The organism is Vibrio sp. 1288, from assembly GCF_033344475.1.
In genome coordinates, this window is record NZ_JAWPOX010000021.1 from 65,405 (window position 1) to 85,752 (window position 20,348).

23 protein-coding genes and 2 tRNA genes are annotated in these 20,348 nt (G+C 45.4%); 20 read left to right on the forward strand and 5 right to left on the reverse strand.

What is annotated here, in order from left to right; translation table 11 throughout:
• The first annotated feature begins 311 nt into the window (after positions 1–311).
• From metK to ruvX, 8 genes are all read left to right on the forward strand, one after another.
• Entirely contained in the window at positions 312–1,466 is a 1,155-nt protein-coding gene (gene metK, locus R8O11_RS16145; RefSeq protein WP_005381027.1) for a methionine adenosyltransferase, read from the forward strand.
• Positions 1,467–1,868: 402 nt separating this feature from the next.
• Positions 1,869–2,666 carry a DUF2189 domain-containing protein gene (locus R8O11_RS16150; RefSeq protein WP_042521290.1) on the forward strand — a complete coding sequence of 266 codons (798 nt, stop codon included), beginning with the start codon at positions 1,869–1,871 and terminating at the stop codon, positions 2,664–2,666.
• Positions 2,667–2,734: 68 nt separating this feature from the next.
• On the forward strand, positions 2,735–3,232 hold the full coding sequence (locus R8O11_RS16155; RefSeq protein WP_005381025.1) for a SprT family zinc-dependent metalloprotease: 498 nt from the start codon (positions 2,735–2,737) through the stop codon (positions 3,230–3,232).
• 150 nt (positions 3,233–3,382) lie between these two features.
• The gene (gene endA, locus R8O11_RS16160; RefSeq protein ID WP_017635582.1) at positions 3,383–4,078 is read left to right on the forward strand and encodes a deoxyribonuclease I; all 696 of its coding nucleotides are present in this window, start codon (positions 3,383–3,385) and stop codon (positions 4,076–4,078) included.
• Between the two features lie 113 nt (positions 4,079–4,191).
• On the forward strand, positions 4,192–4,923 hold the full coding sequence (rsmE, locus tag R8O11_RS16165) for a 16S rRNA (uracil(1498)-N(3))-methyltransferase (RefSeq protein ID WP_017635581.1): 732 nt from the start codon (positions 4,192–4,194) through the stop codon (positions 4,921–4,923).
• Positions 4,924–4,936: 13 nt separating this feature from the next.
• Entirely contained in the window at positions 4,937–5,887 is a 951-nt protein-coding gene (gene gshB, locus R8O11_RS16170; protein WP_017635580.1) for a glutathione synthase, read from the forward strand.
• Between the two features lie 128 nt (positions 5,888–6,015).
• The gene (locus R8O11_RS16175; protein WP_005381020.1) at positions 6,016–6,579 is read left to right on the forward strand and encodes a YqgE/AlgH family protein; all 564 of its coding nucleotides are present in this window, start codon (positions 6,016–6,018) and stop codon (positions 6,577–6,579) included.
• A 35-nt stretch (positions 6,580–6,614) separates the two neighbouring features.
• Entirely contained in the window at positions 6,615–7,031 is a 417-nt protein-coding gene (gene ruvX, locus R8O11_RS16180; RefSeq protein ID WP_318194279.1) for a Holliday junction resolvase RuvX, read from the forward strand.
• A 71-nt stretch (positions 7,032–7,102) separates the two neighbouring features.
• Here the strand turns inward: ruvX and R8O11_RS16185 are convergent, their stop codons facing one another.
• Positions 7,103–8,209: a PilT/PilU family type 4a pilus ATPase gene (locus tag R8O11_RS16185; protein ID WP_005381016.1), complete on the reverse strand. Its 1,107-nt coding sequence runs from the start codon at positions 8,207–8,209 to the stop codon at positions 7,103–7,105.
• Between the two features lie 30 nt (positions 8,210–8,239).
• Entirely contained in the window at positions 8,240–9,280 is a 1,041-nt protein-coding gene (locus tag R8O11_RS16190) for a type IV pilus twitching motility protein PilT (protein ID WP_005381015.1), read from the reverse strand.
• A 28-nt stretch (positions 9,281–9,308) separates the two neighbouring features.
• Between R8O11_RS16190 and R8O11_RS16195 the strand changes: the two genes are divergently transcribed.
• The 7 genes from R8O11_RS16195 (at position 9,309) to hemW (ending at position 14,366) form a co-directional block, all read left to right on the forward strand.
• A complete protein-coding gene (locus tag R8O11_RS16195; protein ID WP_258480968.1) occupies positions 9,309–10,010 on the forward strand; it encodes a YggS family pyridoxal phosphate-dependent enzyme in 702 nt (233 codons plus the stop codon).
• Between the two features lie 159 nt (positions 10,011–10,169).
• Positions 10,170–10,988, forward strand: coding sequence for a pyrroline-5-carboxylate reductase (gene proC, locus R8O11_RS16200; RefSeq protein WP_005381013.1), 819 nt, complete (start codon positions 10,170–10,172; stop codon positions 10,986–10,988).
• A 52-nt stretch (positions 10,989–11,040) separates the two neighbouring features.
• Entirely contained in the window at positions 11,041–11,598 is a 558-nt protein-coding gene (locus R8O11_RS16205) for a YggT family protein (protein WP_005381012.1), read from the forward strand.
• Positions 11,598–11,888, forward strand: a complete 291-nt coding sequence (yggU, locus tag R8O11_RS16210) for a DUF167 family protein YggU (protein WP_005381011.1) — start codon at positions 11,598–11,600, stop codon at positions 11,886–11,888. The genes R8O11_RS16205 and yggU overlap by 1 nt, the downstream gene beginning before the upstream one ends.
• A gap of 128 nt (positions 11,889–12,016) precedes the next feature.
• Positions 12,017–12,448 carry a DUF4426 domain-containing protein gene (locus R8O11_RS16215; RefSeq protein ID WP_005381010.1) on the forward strand — a complete coding sequence of 144 codons (432 nt, stop codon included), beginning with the start codon at positions 12,017–12,019 and terminating at the stop codon, positions 12,446–12,448.
• 118 nt (positions 12,449–12,566) lie between these two features.
• Entirely contained in the window at positions 12,567–13,169 is a 603-nt protein-coding gene (locus R8O11_RS16220; protein ID WP_158174166.1) for an XTP/dITP diphosphatase, read from the forward strand.
• Between the two features lie 18 nt (positions 13,170–13,187).
• Complete coding sequence (gene hemW / locus R8O11_RS16225; RefSeq protein WP_158174167.1) at positions 13,188–14,366, forward strand: radical SAM family heme chaperone HemW; 1,179 nt, start codon at positions 13,188–13,190, stop codon at positions 14,364–14,366.
• A 92-nt stretch (positions 14,367–14,458) separates the two neighbouring features.
• Here hemW and glsB read toward each other — a convergent pair whose 3' ends face one another.
• From glsB to trmB, 3 genes are all read right to left on the reverse strand, one after another.
• Complete coding sequence (glsB, locus tag R8O11_RS16230; RefSeq protein ID WP_005381007.1) at positions 14,459–15,379, reverse strand: glutaminase B; 921 nt, start codon at positions 15,377–15,379, stop codon at positions 14,459–14,461.
• 98 nt (positions 15,380–15,477) lie between these two features.
• Complete coding sequence (locus tag R8O11_RS16235) at positions 15,478–16,506, reverse strand: TRM11 family SAM-dependent methyltransferase (RefSeq protein WP_005384509.1); 1,029 nt, start codon at positions 16,504–16,506, stop codon at positions 15,478–15,480.
• A gap of 17 nt (positions 16,507–16,523) precedes the next feature.
• Complete coding sequence (gene trmB, locus R8O11_RS16240) at positions 16,524–17,243, reverse strand: tRNA (guanosine(46)-N7)-methyltransferase TrmB (protein ID WP_005384506.1); 720 nt, start codon at positions 17,241–17,243, stop codon at positions 16,524–16,526.
• Between the two features lie 203 nt (positions 17,244–17,446).
• On the opposite strand from trmB, the gene mutY reads away from it, so the two are divergent.
• The 5 genes from mutY to R8O11_RS16265 all read left to right on the forward strand — a co-directional run bounded on the left by mutY (position 17,447) and on the right by R8O11_RS16265 (position 20,347).
• Positions 17,447–18,523, forward strand: coding sequence for an A/G-specific adenine glycosylase (mutY, locus tag R8O11_RS16245; RefSeq protein ID WP_017635575.1), 1,077 nt, complete (start codon positions 17,447–17,449; stop codon positions 18,521–18,523).
• Between the two features lie 19 nt (positions 18,524–18,542).
• A complete protein-coding gene (locus tag R8O11_RS16250; protein WP_005381002.1) occupies positions 18,543–18,815 on the forward strand; it encodes an oxidative damage protection protein in 273 nt (90 codons plus the stop codon).
• A 77-nt stretch (positions 18,816–18,892) separates the two neighbouring features.
• Positions 18,893–20,032 carry a membrane-bound lytic murein transglycosylase MltC gene (gene mltC, locus R8O11_RS16255; protein WP_005381001.1) on the forward strand — a complete coding sequence of 380 codons (1,140 nt, stop codon included), beginning with the start codon at positions 18,893–18,895 and terminating at the stop codon, positions 20,030–20,032.
• A gap of 100 nt (positions 20,033–20,132) precedes the next feature.
• Positions 20,133–20,208, forward strand: a tRNA-Phe gene (locus R8O11_RS16260).
• Positions 20,209–20,274: 66 nt separating this feature from the next.
• Positions 20,275–20,347, forward strand: a tRNA-Thr gene (locus R8O11_RS16265).
• The last annotated feature ends 1 nt before the right edge of the window (position 20,348 follow it).

The following is a 20,348-nucleotide window of genomic DNA, read 5'->3' on the forward strand; positions in this document are numbered from 1 at the left end:
GCTCCTGAGTACATTAAGCGAAACGAAAAGTAGGTCATAATTCTCTCAAAGCCCTGTTGGGTGTGCAAACGTTTTCCAGTCCAAAACCTCACAAATATTGCACCTTTCGCGCCAAATCGTTCGAAGTTCTTAAAATTATCAATAAATCAGGCAAACGTTTGGTTATAACAAAAACCAAAAAAGAGCTTGTAATTCGAGCAATCAAATTTAGAATAGACGTCTAGATGTAGATACACCTACAAAAATTAGTATTAATTTGCGCTGGAGAGTTTATCATTCCCCAGTTTTAAACCAGATATAGTGGAGCTAACATGGCTAAGCACCTGTTTACTTCTGAGTCAGTATCAGAAGGTCATCCAGATAAAATTGCAGACCAGATTTCTGATGCGGTTCTTGACGCGATTCTAGAGCAAGATCCAAAGGCTCGTGTTGCATGTGAGACTTACGTTAAAACCGGTATGGTAATGGTGGGTGGTGAAATCACGACTTCAGCATGGGTAGACATCGAAGAGTTAACTCGTGAAACCGTTCGTGAAATCGGCTACGTACATTCAGATATGGGCTTTGACGCAGATTCTTGTGCGGTACTAAACACAATCGGTAAACAGTCGCCAGATATCAACCAAGGTGTTGATAAAGCTGACCCTAAAGAACAAGGTGCAGGCGACCAAGGCATCATGTTTGGTTACGCTTGTAACGAAACTGAAGTACTAATGCCAGCGCCAATTACTTACTCTCACCGTCTTGTTCAAAAGCAAGCAGAAGTTCGTAAAAACGGCACACTACCTTGGTTGCGTCCTGATGCAAAATCTCAGGTAACATTCCAATACGATCAAGGTAACATCGTTGGTATCGACGCGGTTGTTCTTTCAACTCAACACTGTGACTCAATCTCAACTTCAGACCTGCGTGAAGCGGTAATGGAAGAGATCATTAAGCCAGTGCTACCTTCTGAGTGGATCAACAAAGAAACAAACTTCTTCATTAACCCAACCGGTCGCTTCGTAATCGGTGGTCCTATGGGTGACTGTGGCCTAACTGGTCGTAAGATCATCGTAGATACCTACGGCGGCGCAGCTCGTCACGGTGGCGGTGCGTTTTCTGGTAAAGATCCATCAAAAGTTGACCGTAGTGCAGCATACGCAGCACGCTACGTAGCGAAAAACATCGTAGCGGCAGGCATGGCTGACCGTTGTGAGATCCAACTTTCTTACGCAATCGGTGTTGCTGATCCAACGTCTATCATGGTGGAAACGTTCGGTACTGAGAAAGTATCTCACGACATCATCATTGAAGCGGTTCGTCAATTCTTCGACCTACGTCCATACGGTCTACAAGAAATGCTTAACCTTCTTCAACCTATCTACAAGAAGACAGCGGCTTACGGTCACTTCGGTCGTGAAGAATTCCCGTGGGAAGCGACAGACAAAGCTGCACTTCTACGCGATTTCGCTGGCATCAAATAATCAAGCCAAGCAAGAATCAATCAAGCCCTCGCCTATGGCGGGGGCTTTTTATTTTCAGCAACTTTTATCCAGCCATTTCGGCTCATACCGCCCTGCCCCACAAAGCAGTCCTGTTTCTCCCTCATTTTTATACCGAATAAATTTTAAGCAATTATTTGTAAATTATCCCATCTCCGCCAATAGTTAAAATATTGTTAACTCCAATTTAAATAGAGACGTCGGATGCTGGCGACTGTGGAAGCAACACTTAAGTAAAGACATGAGTCAGGCATCTTTATGGCCGATACCAAACTAAGCCAATGCTCAGATGTAAACTTGAAAAAGTCGCTTCAAGTTTGACTGAACAAAAACCGCTGTCAGTTGGTATAAGCGGATAATGTGGGAATAAATCAAGGAGGAGTTATGCCTCGAACTGTTAATCCATCGGACTTCCACAACAAGCGAAAGGAAGTGCCAGACAACGAATACGCCAGAACCATACCGTGCAATACGGTCAATCTTTCTGCACCTTTTCATTGGCTAGCATTAGGTCTGCATGATTTCGTGCGAATGCCACTTATTAGTGCTTTCTATGGCATCTGTTTTATGGCAGCTGCGATAGGCATTGTTTTGCTCGTACAGTGGCAAGGCACACACTTGGTCGTCATGCCCAGTTTGATTGTTTACATGTTAATCGGTCCGTTTCTCGCGCTGGGCTTGTATGATGCCAGTTGGGAGAGAGAGCGCGGACACAAAGCAAGCTTGCTCCATTCAATGAAAGCGATCGGTCGTAACTCAACATCTCAATGGGCGTTCGCCGTGTTACTCGCAGTGTGTATGATATTTTGGATGCGCATTGCCGCTCTACTTCATGCGCTCTACCCTTCTGTTCAAGGGGCACCTTTAAGTGAGTTCCTACCCTTCCTTGTCATCGGCTCTTTAGTTGGCTTTGTTTTGGCTTGTGTGGTGTTTAGCATTTCAGCCTTTTCTATTCCGCTCATGATGGAGCGTCGCGTAGACATGATGACCGCTGTATTTACCAGCTTTAATGCAGTGAAATCCAACATTCCAGCAATGATTGTTTGGGCAGCGATCATCTGTGGCGGTATTCTTATCGGCTTTGCGACCTACGGGATCGGAATGTTGTTTACCATGCCAATTCTAGGCTACGGTACATGGCACGCTTACCATGCCACCATCAAGAAAAAACACACACCATAATTAACTGATGCTATGATCTGGCCCTCGCAAATGCGGGGGCTTTTTTATTTGATTTATCGAGGTGAATTGTGGATATAGAACTCAGCTATAAAGCCAAGCAAGTGATGGCGGGCTGTATCGCGATGGCGGAACAAGCTTTCAAACGTTCTTTCCCGATTCCAACAATCACCTTCGACGTCCGTGGGAAAGCGGCAGGAAAAGCCTACCTTCAATTAAATCAAGTACGCCTAAACCCTGTTTTATTTCGCGAAAACACCCAAGCATTCTTAGATGAAGTCATTCCTCATGAAGTAGCACACCTGATTACTTATCAGGTTTACGGGCGAGTTAGGCCTCACGGTAAAGAATGGAAAGGCGTCATGGAAGCCGTATTTAACGTACCAGCCAAAACCACTCACAGCTTTGAAGTAAAATCCGTTCAAGGTAAAACCTTTGAGTATCGTTGTGGTTGTATGACCTACCCTCTATCGATTCGCCGTCATAATAAAGTGCTGCGCAAAGAGGCGACGTACTCTTGTCAAAAATGCCGCCAACCACTTAACTTCACCGGTATTCAGTTATCGTAGCCCTTACCTCATAGTGTTACTTGCGTTCCCAAAATAAAGATCGAGTTGATCAAAACCTTCCCTTCGCCACTTATTGTTAACTTACTCATCACTAAAGCTATTTTATGCGTGTTATCATGAATAAAGTCATACTTTATAAAGACTTTTATCATGAAATACTTATTCTCTCTGTTGCTTATCGCGCTTTCTAGCACTGCGATTGCCGCGCCACCGAGCTCATTCTCTGCAGCCAAACGTGAGGCGGTCAAAATTTATCAAGACCACCCAACAAGCTTCTACTGTGGCTGTAACATTCAATGGCAAGGCAAGAAAGGCTCACCCGATTTAGCCTCTTGCGGTTACCAAGTCCGTAAACAAGAAAAACGGGCTGCACGAATCGAATGGGAGCACGTTGTTCCTGCGTGGCAATTTGGCCACCAGCGTCAATGCTGGCAAGATGGCGGACGTAAAAACTGTAAGAAAAAAGACAAAACTTTTCGTTTGATGGAAGCAGACTTGCACAACCTAACTCCTGCTATTGGTGAAGTAAACGGTGACCGTTCGAACTACAACTTCAGCCAATGGAACGGTATGGATGGCGTGAGTTATGGTCGCTGTGAGATGCAAGTGAACTTTAAGCAGCGTAAAGTCATGCCACCAGACCGTGCGCGTGGCTCAATTGCTCGTACCTATCTATACATGAGCAAAGAGTACGGTTTCAAACTGTCGAAGCAGCAAACGCAATTAATGAGTGCTTGGAACAAAACCTATCCTGTCGATAAATGGGAATGTGAGCGTGACGAGCGCATTGCAAAAGTACAGGGCAATCACAACCCATTTGTTCAAGAAGCCTGCCGCGCACTGTAACCTCCGACCTCGAAGCGTTTCAATTACTGATATTGAAACGCTTCTTGCCCCTTGTTTTTTCGGTGCAAAGCATCCATGTTAGGGTTTAAGTTTATTCTCTTGCTGGAAATCTCATGCGTACCCCTCGAATTTATCATCCAGAATCCATTCATCAACTTGGCTCACTTGCTTTAAGTGACGACGCAGCAGGCCATATCGGTCGTGTTTTGCGCATGAAAGAAGGCCAAGACGTTCTCCTTTTTGACGGCAGTGGCGCAGAGTTCCCAGCGGTTATCAGTGAAGTCAGCAAGAAATCAGTTTTGGTTAACATCACCGAGCGCGTAGAAAACAGTATTGAATCCCCTTTAGATCTGCACCTTGGTCAAGTCATTTCACGTGGCGATAAGATGGAGTTCACCATCCAAAAGTCTGTTGAACTTGGCGTCAATACCATCACTCCTCTGATTTCTGAACGTTGTGGTGTCAAGCTTGACCAAAAGCGTTTTGAGAAAAAACTCGCGCAATGGCAGAAAATCGCCATCAGTGCCTGTGAGCAATGTGGGCGTAATGTCGTGCCCGAAATTCGTCCAATTATGAGCTTGGAAGAGTGGTGTAAAGAAGAGTACGATGGTTTAAAGCTTAACCTTCACCCTCGTGCTAAATACTCAATCAACACTTTGCCAACCCCGGTTGAAAAAGTGCGCCTACTGATCGGTCCTGAAGGCGGTTTATCGTCTGAAGAAATCGAGATGACTCGAGAATACCAATTTGAAGAAACGCTACTCGGCCCTCGCGTTCTGCGTACCGAAACAGCGGCTCTGACAGCAATTACAGCCTTACAAGTTCGTTTCGGCGATCTTGGTTAAACGGAGAAAAATAATGATCAAACTCGGTATCGTAATGGACCCAATCTCGTCCATTAACATCAAAAAAGACTCTAGCTTTGCCATGATGCTTGAAGCGCAACGACGCGGCTATGAAATCCACTACATGGAAATGAATGATCTGCATCTCGATCAAGGCGTTGCCATTGCAGATACTAAAGTGGTAGAACTAAAAGAAGATCCAAACGGTTGGTACGAGTTCAAATCAGAGCAAACTATCAAACTGTCTGAGCTAGACGCGGTGCTAATGCGTAAAGATCCTCCGTTTGATACTGAATACATCTACGCGACTTACATCCTTGAGCGTGCAGAAGAACAGGGTGCACTGATCGTTAACAAGCCTCAAAGCTTACGTGATTGTAACGAAAAGCTGTTTACAGCATGGTTCCCAGAGCTGACACCTACAACGATCGTGACGCGAAAAGCAGAAAAAATTAAAGAATTTCGTGAAAAACATGGTGATGTCATCCTGAAACCGCTTGATGGTATGGGTGGCGCGTCCATCTTCCGTGTAAAAGAAAACGATCCAAACGTCTCTGTAATCATCGAGACATTGACTAACCACGGTCAAAACTACGCAATGGCACAAACCTTCGTGCCAGACATCAGCAACGGTGACAAACGTATCCTAGTGGTAGATGGCGAACCTATGCCTTACTGTCTAGCACGCATTCCTGCTAAAGGCGAAACGCGCGGCAACCTAGCCGCTGGTGGTACTGGTGAAGCTCGTCCGCTAAGCGAAACCGACCTCAAAATTGCGCAAACCGTTGCTCCGACACTGAAAGAAAAAGGCCTTATCTTTGTTGGCCTTGACGTAATTGGCGACAAGCTAACAGAGATCAACGTCACCAGTCCAACCTGTATTCGCGAAATTGAAGCAGCTTTTGATATCTCAATCACAGGCAAGCTGATGGATGCGATTGAACGTCGAGTAAAAGGCGAATAACTCAAACTGTATTACAGTTAATAGAGAGCGTAGTACATTAACTTAAGCAAACTCATGCACATACCTAGATGGTAAATTGTATGATGTTTGCTTAAGGGCATTTACGAGAGTTAAGGGTCAATATGAGTATGAATCTCACAAATCACTTTTTGGTTGCCATGCCTGGGATGAAAGATCCGTACTTTCAAAACAGCGTGATCTACGTTTGTGAGCACAACGAAGACGGCGCTATGGGGCTGATGATCAATGCTCCTGTTGATATCACCGTCGGCAACATGCTCAAGCAGGTGGAAGTTCAGCCAGTACACCCGCGCCTATTTGAAGCCAGTCTAGATAGACCAGTCTACAATGGCGGCCCAATCTCGGAAGATCGTGGTTTTATTTTGCATAAACCCAAAGATTACTACGAGTCCAGCGTCCAAATGACCGATGACCTCGCGGTAACCACTTCGCGTGATATTCTGTCGGTGTTAGGAACAGAAGCAGAACCAAGTGATTACTTAGTGGCACTTGGCTACTCCGGTTGGAGTGCAGGCCAATTAGAAAGTGAGCTGGTCGAAAACTCTTGGCTCACCATTGAAGCGACGCCTGAAATTATCTTTAATACACCAATCAACGAGCGTTGGAAGAAAGCGGTCGAAAAGCTGGGCATCGACCCAAGTCACCTTTCAGCAGACTCTGGACATGCTTAGTCCAAATATACAGTTACATTAGATAGAGACACCTTATGTCACGCACAATTATGGCTTTTGACTTTGGAACCAAAAGCATTGGTAGCGCTATTGGCCAAGAAATTACTGGTACAGCTTCCCCATTAAAAGCCTTTAAAGCCAATGACGGTATTCCAAACTGGGACGATATCGAAAAGCAAATCAAAGAGTGGCAACCAGATTTGCTAGTGGTCGGTTTACCGACCGATCTGCATGGTAAAGACCTTGAGACCATAACCCCTCGTGCACGAAAATTTGCTAAGCGTCTGCAAGGCCGATACGGATTGCCAGTTGAACTGCATGATGAGCGTTTATCTACTGCAGAAGCTCGTGCGGAGTTGTTCAGCATGGGCGGCTACAAAGCCCTATCGAAAGGTAATGTTGACTGCCAGTCAGCGGTGGTGATTCTAGAAAGCTGGTTTGAAGCCCTTTAGGGTGAGTAAACACTTCAAGCACAATGAAAAAAGGTTGGCTTCTGCCAACCTTTTTTTGTTTCTGGATTGGATTAATCCATATCGATCTTAACGTTTGCCAAACTGCCCGTAGAGAATGCTTCACCACGCTGCGTTTTCAACATCAAGCGCAGATCATTCGCCGAGTCGGCGCTATGTAGTGCATCCTCTTCGCTGATCTTACCTTGCATCACTAACTTATAAAGAGATTGATCGAACGTCAGCATACCAAACTCATTTGAGCGAGCCATGGTTGACTTCAACTCATGTAAATCTCCGCGACGAATCAAATCCGACACACGTGGACTATTTAGCAAGATCTCAAATACACCATGACGTCCCTGCCCATTTTTATCTCGGATCAGCTGCTGACCAACCACGCCTTTTAGGTTCATCGACAAATCGAACAAGAATTGTTCTTTTTGATCTTTCGGTACCAAGTGAAGAATGCGCTCTAAAGCTTGGTTTGCATTGTTGGCGTGCAACGTTGCCATACACAGGTGACCCGTTTCGGCGAAGGTCATCGCGTATTCCATTGTTTCACGGCTACGGATCTCACCAATCAAAATCATATCTGGTGCTTGGCGCAGCGAGTTTTTAAGCGCAACTTCATAGCTTTCCGTATCTAACCCAACTTCGCGTTGAGTCACGATACAGCGCTTGTGTTCATGCACGAATTCGATCGGATCTTCGACCGTCAAAATGTGCCCGGTTTTATTGCTGTTTCGATAGCCTGTCATCGCCGCCATGGTGGTCGATTTACCCGATCCAGTAGCACCGACCACCAGCACCAAACCACGCTTAGCTATTGCCAAATCTTGCAACACTAACGGTAACTTTAACTGCTCAAAAGTAGGAATATTGGTTTCAATACGACGAATCACTGCGCCTGGTAACTCGCGTTGAAAAAAGGCACTCACACGGAAGCGGCCACAATCTCTCACAATGGCAAAATTTGACTCGCGACTTTTACGAAATTCCTGACGCCGATCTGGTTCCATAGCGCTGTCGAGTAATGCAGCCACATCACTCTCGGTGAGTTTTTCCCCTTGCGGACGCAATTCGCCATCCACACGAAATAGAATTGGCGCTCCAACCGTGATGTAAAGATCCGACGCTTTCAGCGCCAACATGCCTTCGAGAAATTTATCTAGATCCATCTTCCGTATTCACCATTATCTGTATGAACGTTACGAGAATTGCTGCACTTCTAATCCGATCTTACTATCGACCTCTTCACGAGCAACCATGCCTTGCGCCATTAACTGACGAGCATTTTGCTCCATGGTTTGCATGCCGTGAGCCGCACCTGTTTGAATGATCGAATACATCTGCGCGACTTTGTCTTCGCGGATCAAGTTACGAATCGCAGGCGTTGCCATCATAATTTCATGGCATGCAATACGGCCACCACCATTACGTTTCAATAATTTTTGTGCGATAACCGAACGAAGGGATTCAGAAAGCATCGAGCGCACCATGTCTTTATCGCTGCCAGGGAACACATCGATAATACGGTCAATGGTTTTTGCCGCCGAGCTGGTGTGTAACGTGCCGAACACTAAGTGCCCCGTTTCCGCCGCCGTTAACGCAAGGCTGATGGTTTCTTTGTCACGCATCTCACCAACCAGAATGACATCCGGGTCTTCACGCAATGCGCTGCGCAGTGCGTTTTGGAAACTATGGGTGTCACGGTGAACTTCACGCTGGTTAATCAAACATTTATTGTTGTTGTGAACAAATTCAATCGGATCTTCAATTGTGAGTACGTGCTTGTTGTGATTACGGTTAATGTAGTCAACAATGGCTGCTAAGGTCGTCGATTTACCTGAACCTGTTGGGCCAGTGACCAGAACTAAGCCTTTTTCAGCGTTCGCAATTTTTTTGAAGATCTCTGGCGCTTCTAGCTCTTCCAGAGTTGGAATGCTACTTGGAATGGTACGGAATACTGCCGCACAACCGCGAGATTGGTTGAAAGCGTTGACACGGAAACGGCCAACGTTATGCAACTCAAAAGAGAAATCGACTTCGAGTTTTTCTTCGAACTCACTGCGCTGGGCATCGTTCATGATTTCGAAAACCAAACGATGCACTTCTTGGTGTGTAAACGCTGGAATGCCTAGTTTTCTTACATCCCCATCAATACGAACCATTGGTGGGACACCTGCAGAAAGATGTAGATCCGAGGCATTATGTTTTACACTAAAATCCAGTAACTCAGTGATATCCATTTAAAATCCTTAAGTCTAAAGTACAGCTATGAGTAGTATTCAACAAAATATTGAACATATCACCTCTCAAATTCGATATGACGAGCAAAAATGTGGTCGAACTCCAGAGTCAGTGCAACTTCTAGCGGTAAGCAAAACTAAACCTGTCGAGGCAATTCTCGAAGCCTACCAAGCGGGACAAACCGCCTTTGGTGAAAACTACGTTCAAGAGGGCGTCAGTAAAGTTCAGCACTTTGCCGTGCATTATCCAGATAATCGAATCGAATGGCACTTCATTGGCCCGATTCAATCGAATAAATCGCGACTTGTTGCTGAACATTTCGATTGGGTTCACACCATCGATCGAACCAAGATTGCTCAACGCCTGAATGATCAGCGGCCAAGCGAACTTAAACCGCTACAAGTTCTGATTCAGGTTAACACCAGTGGTGAGGCATCTAAGTCTGGTGTCACTGAAGCGGAAGTATTCGAGCTGGCGGAGTTGATTTCTCGCCTACCCAACCTCACTTTAAGAGGGTTGATGTCGATTCCTGCCAACGTGTCTGACTACGAATCACAACTCCGTGAATTTCAGAAGTTGGCTACGTTGAAGCAAACACTCGAAGCACAGTTCCCAGAAATCGATACATTATCAATGGGAATGAGTGGTGATATGACCGCTGCAATCGAAGCTGGTAGTACAATGGTTCGTATTGGAACCGCTATTTTCGGCGCACGAGACTACAGCTAAATCAACAAAACGCTCACTCGCGACATAAGTTATGTCGTCAATCGTTAGAGCGTAAATGCGCAATCATCTTACTCGCCAATAGGAGCAGTAAGTAACAGCGGCGCCATTATACACCTGAGCGCACAACAAATTCTAAATATCATGATGGAAATCAGACAAATGGAACATAAAAAAATCGCCTTCATTGGTGCTGGCAACATGGTGAGAGCCATTGTTTCCGGCTTGGTTGCTAACGGATATCCAGCGCAAAACATTACCGCGACGGCTCCTTCAGAGGCTCGCCGCCTTCTGCTAGAACAAGATTTTGGCATCCGTACCACCAGCGATAACATCCAAGCTGCGACCGAGGCGGATGTGGTGGTATTGTCTGTAAAACCGCAAATGATGGCGGATGTCTGTAAACCACTGCAATCGATCGATTTCACTAATAAACTGGTGATTTCTATTGCCGCAGGCATCAACTGTTCACGATTGGATGATATGCTAGCCACCAAATTGAACTTGGTTCGTGTTATGCCAAATACGCCATCACAACTTGGGTTGGGTATGAGTGGGTTGTTCGCACCAACTCATGTAACCGAGCACGACAAAGCTTTTGCCGCAGAGTTAATGGAAGCGGTCGGTAAAGTATGTTGGGTTGAGCAAGAGTCTGGCATCAATAATGTGATTGCCGCAGCGGGCAGTGCTCCAGCATACTTCTTCCTGTTTATGGAAGCGATGCAAGCAGAAGCGATTGCGCAAGGCTTTGATAAAGAGACCGCTCGACTATTGGTTCAGCAAGCGGCACTGGGCGCGGCCAGTATGGTGGTTAGCAACCCAGAAACTGAGCTATCGACCCTGCGTGAGAACGTAACTTCGAAAGGTGGGACAACGGCAGAAGCACTGCGTACATTCAACGAACATCAACTTTCAGATATTGTCGCTAAAGCCATGCAAGCTGCTGTGGCTCGCGCGGAAGAAATGGAAAAACTGTTTTAATTATTTGGATGAACTCCGTTTAGTATCATCCATCACTTGTTAAGGGTACCTTATGAATTCAATGAGTTTTCTCATCTCAACCCTATTTGACCTGTACATCATGGTCGTAATTTTGCGAATTTGGTTGCAAGCTGCGCGCGCAGACTTCTACAACCCATTCTCGCAATTTATAGTAAAAGCGACTCAGCCGGTCATTGGTCCATTGCGCCGCGTTATCCCTTCCGTGGGGAATATTGACCTAGCAACCGTGTTGTTTGCCTACGTGTTGTGTGTGCTTAAATTTGTCGTGCTTATCCTAATAGCTTCGAACGGTTCCGTCTCTTTCAGCGCTGACTTCTTATTCTTGGGCTTATTATCATTAATCAAAGCCGCAGGTGGCCTATTGTTCTGGGTACTATTGATCCGTGCAATTTTGAGCTGGGTAAGCCAAGGCCGCAGCCCTATCGAGTACGTATTCCATCAACTGACCGAGCCAATGTGCGCTCCAATCCGTCGTATTCTTCCGGCTATTGGTGGTCTTGATTTAAGCGTACTGGTGTTATTTATCGGCTTGCAGTTCGCGAACTTCTTAATGGGCGATATCATTGGTCCAATTTGGTTCCAGCTATAATGTCAGCTGCAGTTTGGCAAGATGGTGAGGACATCATCCTGAAGCTCTATATTCAACCTAAAGCTAGCCGCGATAAAATCGTTGGCTTGCATGGTGAAGAGCTAAAAATCGCCATTACTGCTCCACCTGTCGATGGCAAAGCTAATGCACACCTAACTAAGTTCTTAGCCAAGCAGTTTAAAATCGCTAAGGGCTTGGTTCACATAGAAAAAGGTGAATTAGGACGGCACAAACAAATTCGGATAGAATCGCCTACCCAGATACCGACAGAAATTAAAGCCATCATATGATGGCTTTTTATTTACGATTTTGTACCACACTTACTAATACCAACGACTGAGTACGCATTTTTTACCCCCTGACCAAGGTAAAATTGCAGCTATGGTTGTTTTATAACAAGTGCTTTGAGGAAGTAACAATGAGCAAATGGATTACCGCATTACTGATTAGCCTGTTGTCGTTACCAAGCTTCGCCGATCAGTTTAAAAATATGAAAGATATCGAAGTCCACTATGTCGCGTTTAACTCAACATTCCTAACACCCAAAGTCGCACGTAGCTACGATATCAAACGTAATGGATACCTCGCTGTGGTTAATATTAGCGTGTTAGATAGAGCTTCATTGGGTAAGCCAGCATTAGAAGCAAAAATTGCTGGACGCGCGAAGAACCTTATCGGCCAAACTCAGACCTTGACCTTTCGTGAAGTCAAAGAAGGCAATGCGATATACTATTTAGCCGAACTGCCAATTACCCACGAAGAAACTTTTACTTTCGATATTGACGTAAAAGCTGGAAACAAAGGCTCAGGTAAGCTTAAATTCACCCAGAAGTTTTATGTTGAAGAGTAATTGGGTTGTGATGTTCCAAAAGCTTTTGGATCTAAGCAGGCTAAAAACCACTTATTAGTTAAAGAATATCTAGAGGAGAACGATTTGTTCTCCTCTATCACTATTAAAAGAGATTCCCATGAAAAAAATTGTGCTAGCAACTGGTAACCAAGGCAAAGTTCGTGAAATGGCAGATTTGTTGTCTGACTTCGGCTTTGAAGTATTAGCGCAAAGTGAATTCAATGTATCGGAAGTAGCTGAAACGGGTACAACTTTCATTGAAAACGCAATCATTAAAGCTCGCCATGCCGCACAAGAAACAGGGCTTCCTGCCATTGCAGACGACTCTGGATTAGAAGTCGATTTCTTAAAAGGCGCTCCGGGCATTTACTCTGCACGTTACGCGGGTGAAAAAGCCTCTGACCAAGAGAACCTAGAGAAGCTACTTAAAGCAATGGAAGGCGTACCAGAAGCAGATCGCACCGCTCGCTTCCACTGCGTATTGGTTTTGATGCGTCACGAGAACGATCCAACCCCTATCGTTTGTCACGGTAAATGGGAAGGTCGCATTCTAACTGAAGCACACGGTGAAAATGGCTTTGGCTACGACCCAGTCTTCTTCGTTCCTGAAGACAACTGCGCGTCTGCCGAACTTGAGCCAGCACGTAAGAAGCAACTGTCTCACCGCGGTAAAGCACTCAAGTCGTTGTTTGCTCAACTGTCTGAGCAAGTGTCTCAGTAATCGCGAGCGAATTAGACCATGTTAACGCCCCCAGCACTGAGCTTGTATGTACACATCCCGTGGTGTGTACAAAAGTGCCCTTATTGCGACTTTAACTCTCACGCGCTTAAAGCCGAGATCCCAGAAGAAGAGTACATCAATGCCCTTCTTGAAGACTTGGATACCGACATTGAGAAATACCGCCTTAACGAAGCGCCACGTTCACTGCATTCAATCTTCATTGGTGGTGGTACGCCGAGTTTGATTTCGGCAGAAGGTATCGAGCGTCTACTTAAGGGCATTGAAGCGCGTATTCCGTTCAAGCCTGAAATCGAAATTACCATGGAAGCGAACCCAGGCACCATCGAAGCAGAGCGTTTTGTTGGCTACCGTAAAGCCGGGGTAACGCGTATCTCTATCGGCGTGCAAAGCTTTGAGCAGCAGAAGCTTGAGCGTTTGGGGCGCATTCACGGCCAAGACGAAGCCGTCAATGCTGCTAAGCTGGCGCACCAAATCGGTTTGAACAGCTTTAACCTCGATCTCATGCACGGCTTACCTGATCAAAGCATCGAACAAGCCTTGGCAGATTTGGACAAAGCGATTGAGTTGGCACCGCCGCACTTGTCTTGGTATCAGCTGACCATCGAACCAAACACCATGTTTTACTACAAGCCACCAACGCTACCTGACGATGATGACTTGTGGGATATTTTCGAGCTCGGACACCAAAAACTTGCAGCTGCGGGTTATGTGCAGTATGAAATCTCCGGTTACAGTAAGCCGGGCTATCAGTGTCAGCACAACCTCAACTACTGGCGCTTTGGTGATTACCTTGGTATCGGTTGTGGCTCTCATGGCAAACTCAGTTTTACCGACGGACGTATTATTCGAACGACAAAGGTAAAACACCCGCGAGGCTATTTAGCGGCTTATCAAAATATGGTCAAACCTTATCTGCATACAGAACATGTCGTCGTGGATGAAGATCGTCCATTCGAGTTCTTTATGAACCGATTCCGCTTAATCGAAGCCTGTCCGAAGCAAGATTATGTAGACACCACGGGCTTACCGCTCAGTACGATTCAAGAAACCATCAACTGGGCGATAGAAATGGGCTACCTGAGTGAAACGCCTACCCACTGGCAAATTACTGAAAAAGGGAAGCTCTTCCTTAATGATTTGCTCGAAGCCTTTATGGCCGAAGAAAGCGAAGAGTAACGCAACCCCAAAACAAAAAAAGCCTCTCAATTGAGAGGCTTTTTATTTAGAAACTGTGTGCCGTCCTAAATAAGGTTGACACATTTCCAACATTAGAAAATTGAACGGCCAATTCGCTCTGAGAGCAGCTCAAGCGCCTTAGTACCAGCAAGCGAGTTACCTGAAGGATCAAGCTCTGGAGACCATACTGAAATGGTCATTTCACCAGGTACTACCGCAATAATGCCACCACCAACACCAGACTTACCAGGCATACCAACGCGATAAGCAAACTCGCCCGCGCCATCATACAAGCCACACGTTGCTAACAGTGCATTAAGTTGTTTGGTTTGCACAGGAGAAACTACAGGCTTACCCGTTTGTACCGATGTGCCCTTGTTTGCTAAATAGCTAAACGTTTTAGCCAAATCAACGCAACTCATCTTCAGCGCACAAGCGTGGAAGTAGTTTTGTAGTACTGGAATCACTTCATTTTCGAAGTTGCCAAACGAACGCATGAGATATGCAATCGCCGCATTACGATCACCATGCATCATTTCGGATGCCGCAACGACTTTGTCATACACAATATGGGTATCACCAGAAAGCTGACGCACAAATTCCAACAGGCGCTGACGAGGTGCAGATAAGCGAGTTTGTAACAAATCTGCCACTACTATCGCTCCAGCATTTATAAATGGATTACGAGGAATACCTTGCTCCATTTCTAGCTGAATTAGCGAATTAAATGCCTGCCCCGAAGGCTCTTTTCCCACTCGAGACCAAATTTCTTCTTGCTTGTACAAGCACATCGCTAACGTCAAGCTCAATGCTTTTGAAATAGATTGGATAGAGAAAGGTTCATCGGCATCACCCGCCTTAATAACCTCACCTTCGTTGGTGTATACCGCAATACCTAACTTGTTGCTGGGTACTTTTGCCAGAGCAGGAATGTAATCAGCCACTTTACCTTGGCCGATTAAAGGGCGTACTTCCGCCAAAATATCTGTCAAAATTTCCACTGTCGGTTTCATTCTCTACCTTCTATTTACAAGAGAACTCGTTGAGCTCAGAGGTAAAAAAAGCCAACGTGTCGTTGGCTTTTCCATAGGGTTCGTTCGACTCAAGTCGATTATGGTTTTACTGCCACAATAATATTGCGGTTGATAGATTGATCAACACGGTGAAGATAACCGATGTAAGGCTCTTCTGAAAGTACCTTCCAACCTTGCTCTTCAAATAATGCCGCGACATCTTTCCATTTCAATGTGAATTCATTGAAAGACAACACCACTGAACCTTGTTTTTTCAATACCACTTTCCATGCAGGCAGAGCCTCTTTTAAAAGCTCTAGTGGACTGCGGTTCAGTTTGCTGTCCTTGGCATTTTTGCTGCCGTGCTGCACGCCATAAGGCAAGTCAGACACCATCACATCAACTGAGTTCTTTTTCACGACTTGATCAGCGATACGAGTATCAGCCGAATACAGCTTCATAAACTGAAGATTGCCTTGGTTGTAATCTTCTTTATTTGCTGCAGCTTCAACCACGAAACCATCCGCCACTTTCTTGCCACCCGCAGTGCGCTTTTCTTTGCTCACTTTGTGCTTAAAGCGGCCATTCTTCATGAACTTAACAATAAAGGTTTGGATCTCTTGCACCCACTTGGCGTTGATCTCAACCCCTACCACGTTCAAACCGTGGATCAAGCCTTCAAATAAGGTTGTACCTTTACCACACATTGGATCCATTAAGGTCAGTTGTTCACTTCCCGTATTGGACGCACTAATGCCGATATTCACCATCAAACGGGTAAACTGCTCATTTGTTTTCCCGGTGTAGCGCAAAATCTGGCTCATGCTTTCCGGGAAAGTGTTAAATACGGGCGCTTGAACTGGTCGAAGTAAACCATCTTCGCGCACTTCAAATAGCGCATAGTAAATCGAAGAGGCTGCGATTCTTCGCGCCTGCTCATCGGTTAGCGCTTCCTGACAAGAAAACACCAACGCAGCAGGTAAGCCAACGTCTTTACTACCAATTTCTGTCACATCCACGCCTTGTGAAGCTAAAATTGCTTTTAGCTCAGAACAGGCAATGGTCATTGCGCTATCAAAGTAAATTCGGTTATGACCCGGATTCGCTAATATCGCGTAATGGTACATCCCATGAACTCCTCTGGTTACGCAATACGCTTATATTTGATATCCCAAACACCGTGACCAAGACGGTGACCACGAGCTTCAAACTTCGTTAGCGGGCGATCGTCTGGACGAGGAACGAAATCACCATCTTTAGCAATGTTTTCGAAACCTGGCGCTTGGTTCATCACTTCAATCATGTGCTCTGCGTAGTTTTCCCAGTCGGTCGCCATGTGGAAAATACCTTCATTAGGGATAAGCTTCTCACGCACCATTTCCGCAAAACCTAATTGAACAATACGACGCTTGTGGTGACGCTTCTTATGCCAAGGGTCTGGGAAGAACAATTGCAGTGTCGATAAGCTGCCATTTGGGATCATGTGTTCGAATACTTCTACCGCATCGTGACACATTACACGCAGGTTAGTAATTCCCGCTTCGCGAGCATCGGCAAGACAAGCACCAACGCCTGGGCTATGAACTTCGATACCGATGAAGTTTTTCTCTGGCGCGTTCTTTGCCATTTCAACCAATGAAGCACCCATACCAAAACCGATCTCAAGCACTACTGGGTTATCGTTGCCAAACACTTCTTTCCAATCGAGAAGTTCAGCTTTGAAGTCAATACCCATCGTAGGCCAGCATTCATTCATCGCGCTCTCTTGACCTTTAGTCAAACGCCCTTCACGGCGTACAAAGCTGCGGATTTTGCGGATCAGCTTTCCGTCTTCGTTGTATTCGTTAGTGGTTACTTCACTCATTGATTTTGCCTGCACATTGATTAATCAAAGCGGGGATTATCCAAAGAATTTACTTAGGTGCAAGTATTTGTTGAGCTCTTGGTCTATGGCAACCCAAAAGCAACGACACACCTCTTTATATCCCTACTGTTTATCCGTTGTACTTCTTGCCCATTATGTGGTGCAATTTTGCACCTAACCAATAATAGAATACAGAGCAAGTCGTGACACCTTTCGCCAGTGCCATCCTAGAATGGTATGACGCATATGGAAGAAAAGATCTTCCGTGGCAACAAAATAAGACCGCATACAGTGTCTGGTTGTCTGAAATTATGCTTCAGCAAACTCAGGTCACTACGGTTATTCCGTATTACCAACGTTTCTTGGAGCGCTTTCCAACCGTGATCGATCTTGCCAATGCTGAGCAAGATGAAGTCCTACACCTTTGGACTGGCTTAGGGTACTACGCCCGAGCCCGTAACCTTCACAAAGCAGCACAAGAGGTCGCCTCTACATACAATGGTGAGTTTCCTCTTGATATAGAGAAAATGAACGCCCTACCGGGGATTGGTCGCTCTACCGCTGCCGCCATTTTATCGTCTGTGTATAAACAACCACACGCGATTCTTGATGGTAACGTGAAGCGCACCCTATCCCGCTGTTTCGCAGTTGCAGGATGGCCAGGACAAAAAAAGGTTGAAAACCAGCTGTGGGAAATTGCCGAAACGCACACCCCACAAACGGATGTAGATAAGTATAACCAGGCAATGATGGACATGGGCGCAATGGTCTGCACACGCAGCAAACCCAAATGTAGCCTCTGCCCTGTTGCTGACCTGTGTGTGGCAAAGCAACAAGGTAATGTGCTCGACTACCCGGGCAAAAAACCGAAGAAAGATAAGCCAATCAAGCAAACTCGTTTCGTGATGCTTCACCACAACACCGAAAATGGTCATGAGGTGTGGTTGGAGCAAAGACCACAAACAGGCATTTGGGGTGGCTTATTCTGCTTCCCACAAACCGAACATGTGGATGCAGAAAGCGACATTGAATTGCTACTGGATCAACGCGGCATTCAAGCCAGCAATATCAAACAGAAGCAAACACTGATTACCTTTCGTCATACATTCAGCCATTACCACCTAGATATCACGCCAATTTTGATTGATTTATCAAAGCAACCGGACGTGATAATGGAAGGCAACAAAGGTCTTTGGTATAACTTATCTAAACCTGAAGAAGTCGGTTTAGCCGCGCCAGTAAAACTATTGCTGGAAACGCTACCCCACGAACTTCGTTAATTGAATACAAGGAGTCATTATGAGCCGCACTGTATTTTGTGCTCGACTAAAGAAAGAAGGCGAAGGTCTAGACTTTCAACTTTACCCTGGTGAACTAGGTAAACGCATTTTCGACAACATCTCGAAAGAAGCGTGGGCTCAGTGGCAACACAAACAAACCATGTTGATCAACGAGAAGAAACTCAACATGATGGATCCAGAACACCGCAAACTGATCGAAACAGAAATGGTAAATTTCCTCTTTGAAGGAAAAGACGTTCATATCGAAGGTTACACACCGCCGAGCGAATAAAGTCGCTTGAGTTAAACAATGACATCACAACCATTTGTGGTGTCATTTTTCTATTACCTTCAATAACTCTGATACTTATGAAAAAAATTGTCTTTATTGCTGCCGCACTTTTAATGGCAGGCTGTAGCCGTGAATTCGTCGAAAAGATTTATGACGTCAACTACGAGCCAACAAACCGTTTTGCCAATAACTTAGCTGAGCTACCAGGACAATTTGAAAAAGATACTGCGGCGCTAGATGCCTTAATCAATAGCTTTTCAGGCAATATTCAAAAGCGCTGGGGTAAAAAAGAAATCAAGTACGCAGGCAAGAGTAATTACGTTAAGTACATCGATAACTACCTTAGCCGCGCCGAGGTCGACTTTCGCAAAGGCGTGATCACGATAGAGACCGTATCACCGACAGAGCCCCAAAAACACCTAAAAGACGCGATTGTCACCACCTTATTAACACCAGACGATCCCGCTCACGTCGACTTATTCTCCTCTAAAGGTATCACGTTAGAGGGGCAACCATTCCTGTATAAACAAGTTGTCGACCAAGACAATAAGCCAATTCAATGGTCTTGGCGGGCAAACCGATTTGCGGAATACCTCATCGCAAATAAAATAAAAACCAAAAATGTAGATTTCAAGAAAGCGTATTACGTCGAAATTCCCATGGTTGAAGACCACTTTTCAACTCGCAGCTACCAATACGCCGATATCGTGCGTCGAGCTTCCAAGAAATACGACATTCCAGAAGACTTGATATACGCCATTATTAAAACCGAGAGCAGTTTCAACCCATACGCGGTAAGTTGGGCAAATGCATATGGCCTAATGCAAGTTGTACCTAAAACAGCGGGACGAGATGTGTTCAAACTCGTGAAAAAGCGCTCGGGCCAACCAAGCCCTGAATATTTGTTTAATCCAGAAAACAACATAGATACTGGTACTGCGTATTTCTATATCTTAAAAAATCGTTATTTAAGAGAAGTCCGCCACCCTACCTCTCTCGAGTACAGCATGATTTCAGCTTACAATGGCGGTACTGGAGGAGTTTTAAACACATTTCATCGCAGTGATCGCAAACGCGCAATGCAAGATCTTAATTCATTGCAACCCAACCAAGTTTATTGGGCGTTAACCAAGAAACACCCGAACGCAGAAGCGCGTCGCTACCTAGAAAAAGTTACAAATTTCAAAAAGGAATTTAACTCGAAGCAAACTTTGTAGTGACAGTTGAATAAAAAGCGTTCGAACAACCACTTTTTTGAAATTATTTAAAAAAAGTGGTTGACGCAACGCGGGAAAATCCGTTTAATAGCGCTCCGTTGCCCGGATAGCTCAGTCGGTAGAGCAGAGGATTGAAAATCCTCGTGTCGGTGGTTCGATTCCGCCTCCGGGCACCACAATTTGATTTGTTGGTGTCTTAACGAAATGTTATAACACGGACAAAAGCACAAAGAATAAAGTGTGCCGACTTAGCTCAGTAGGTAGAGCAACTGACTTGTAATCAGTAGGTCACCAGTTCGATTCCGGTAGTCGGCAC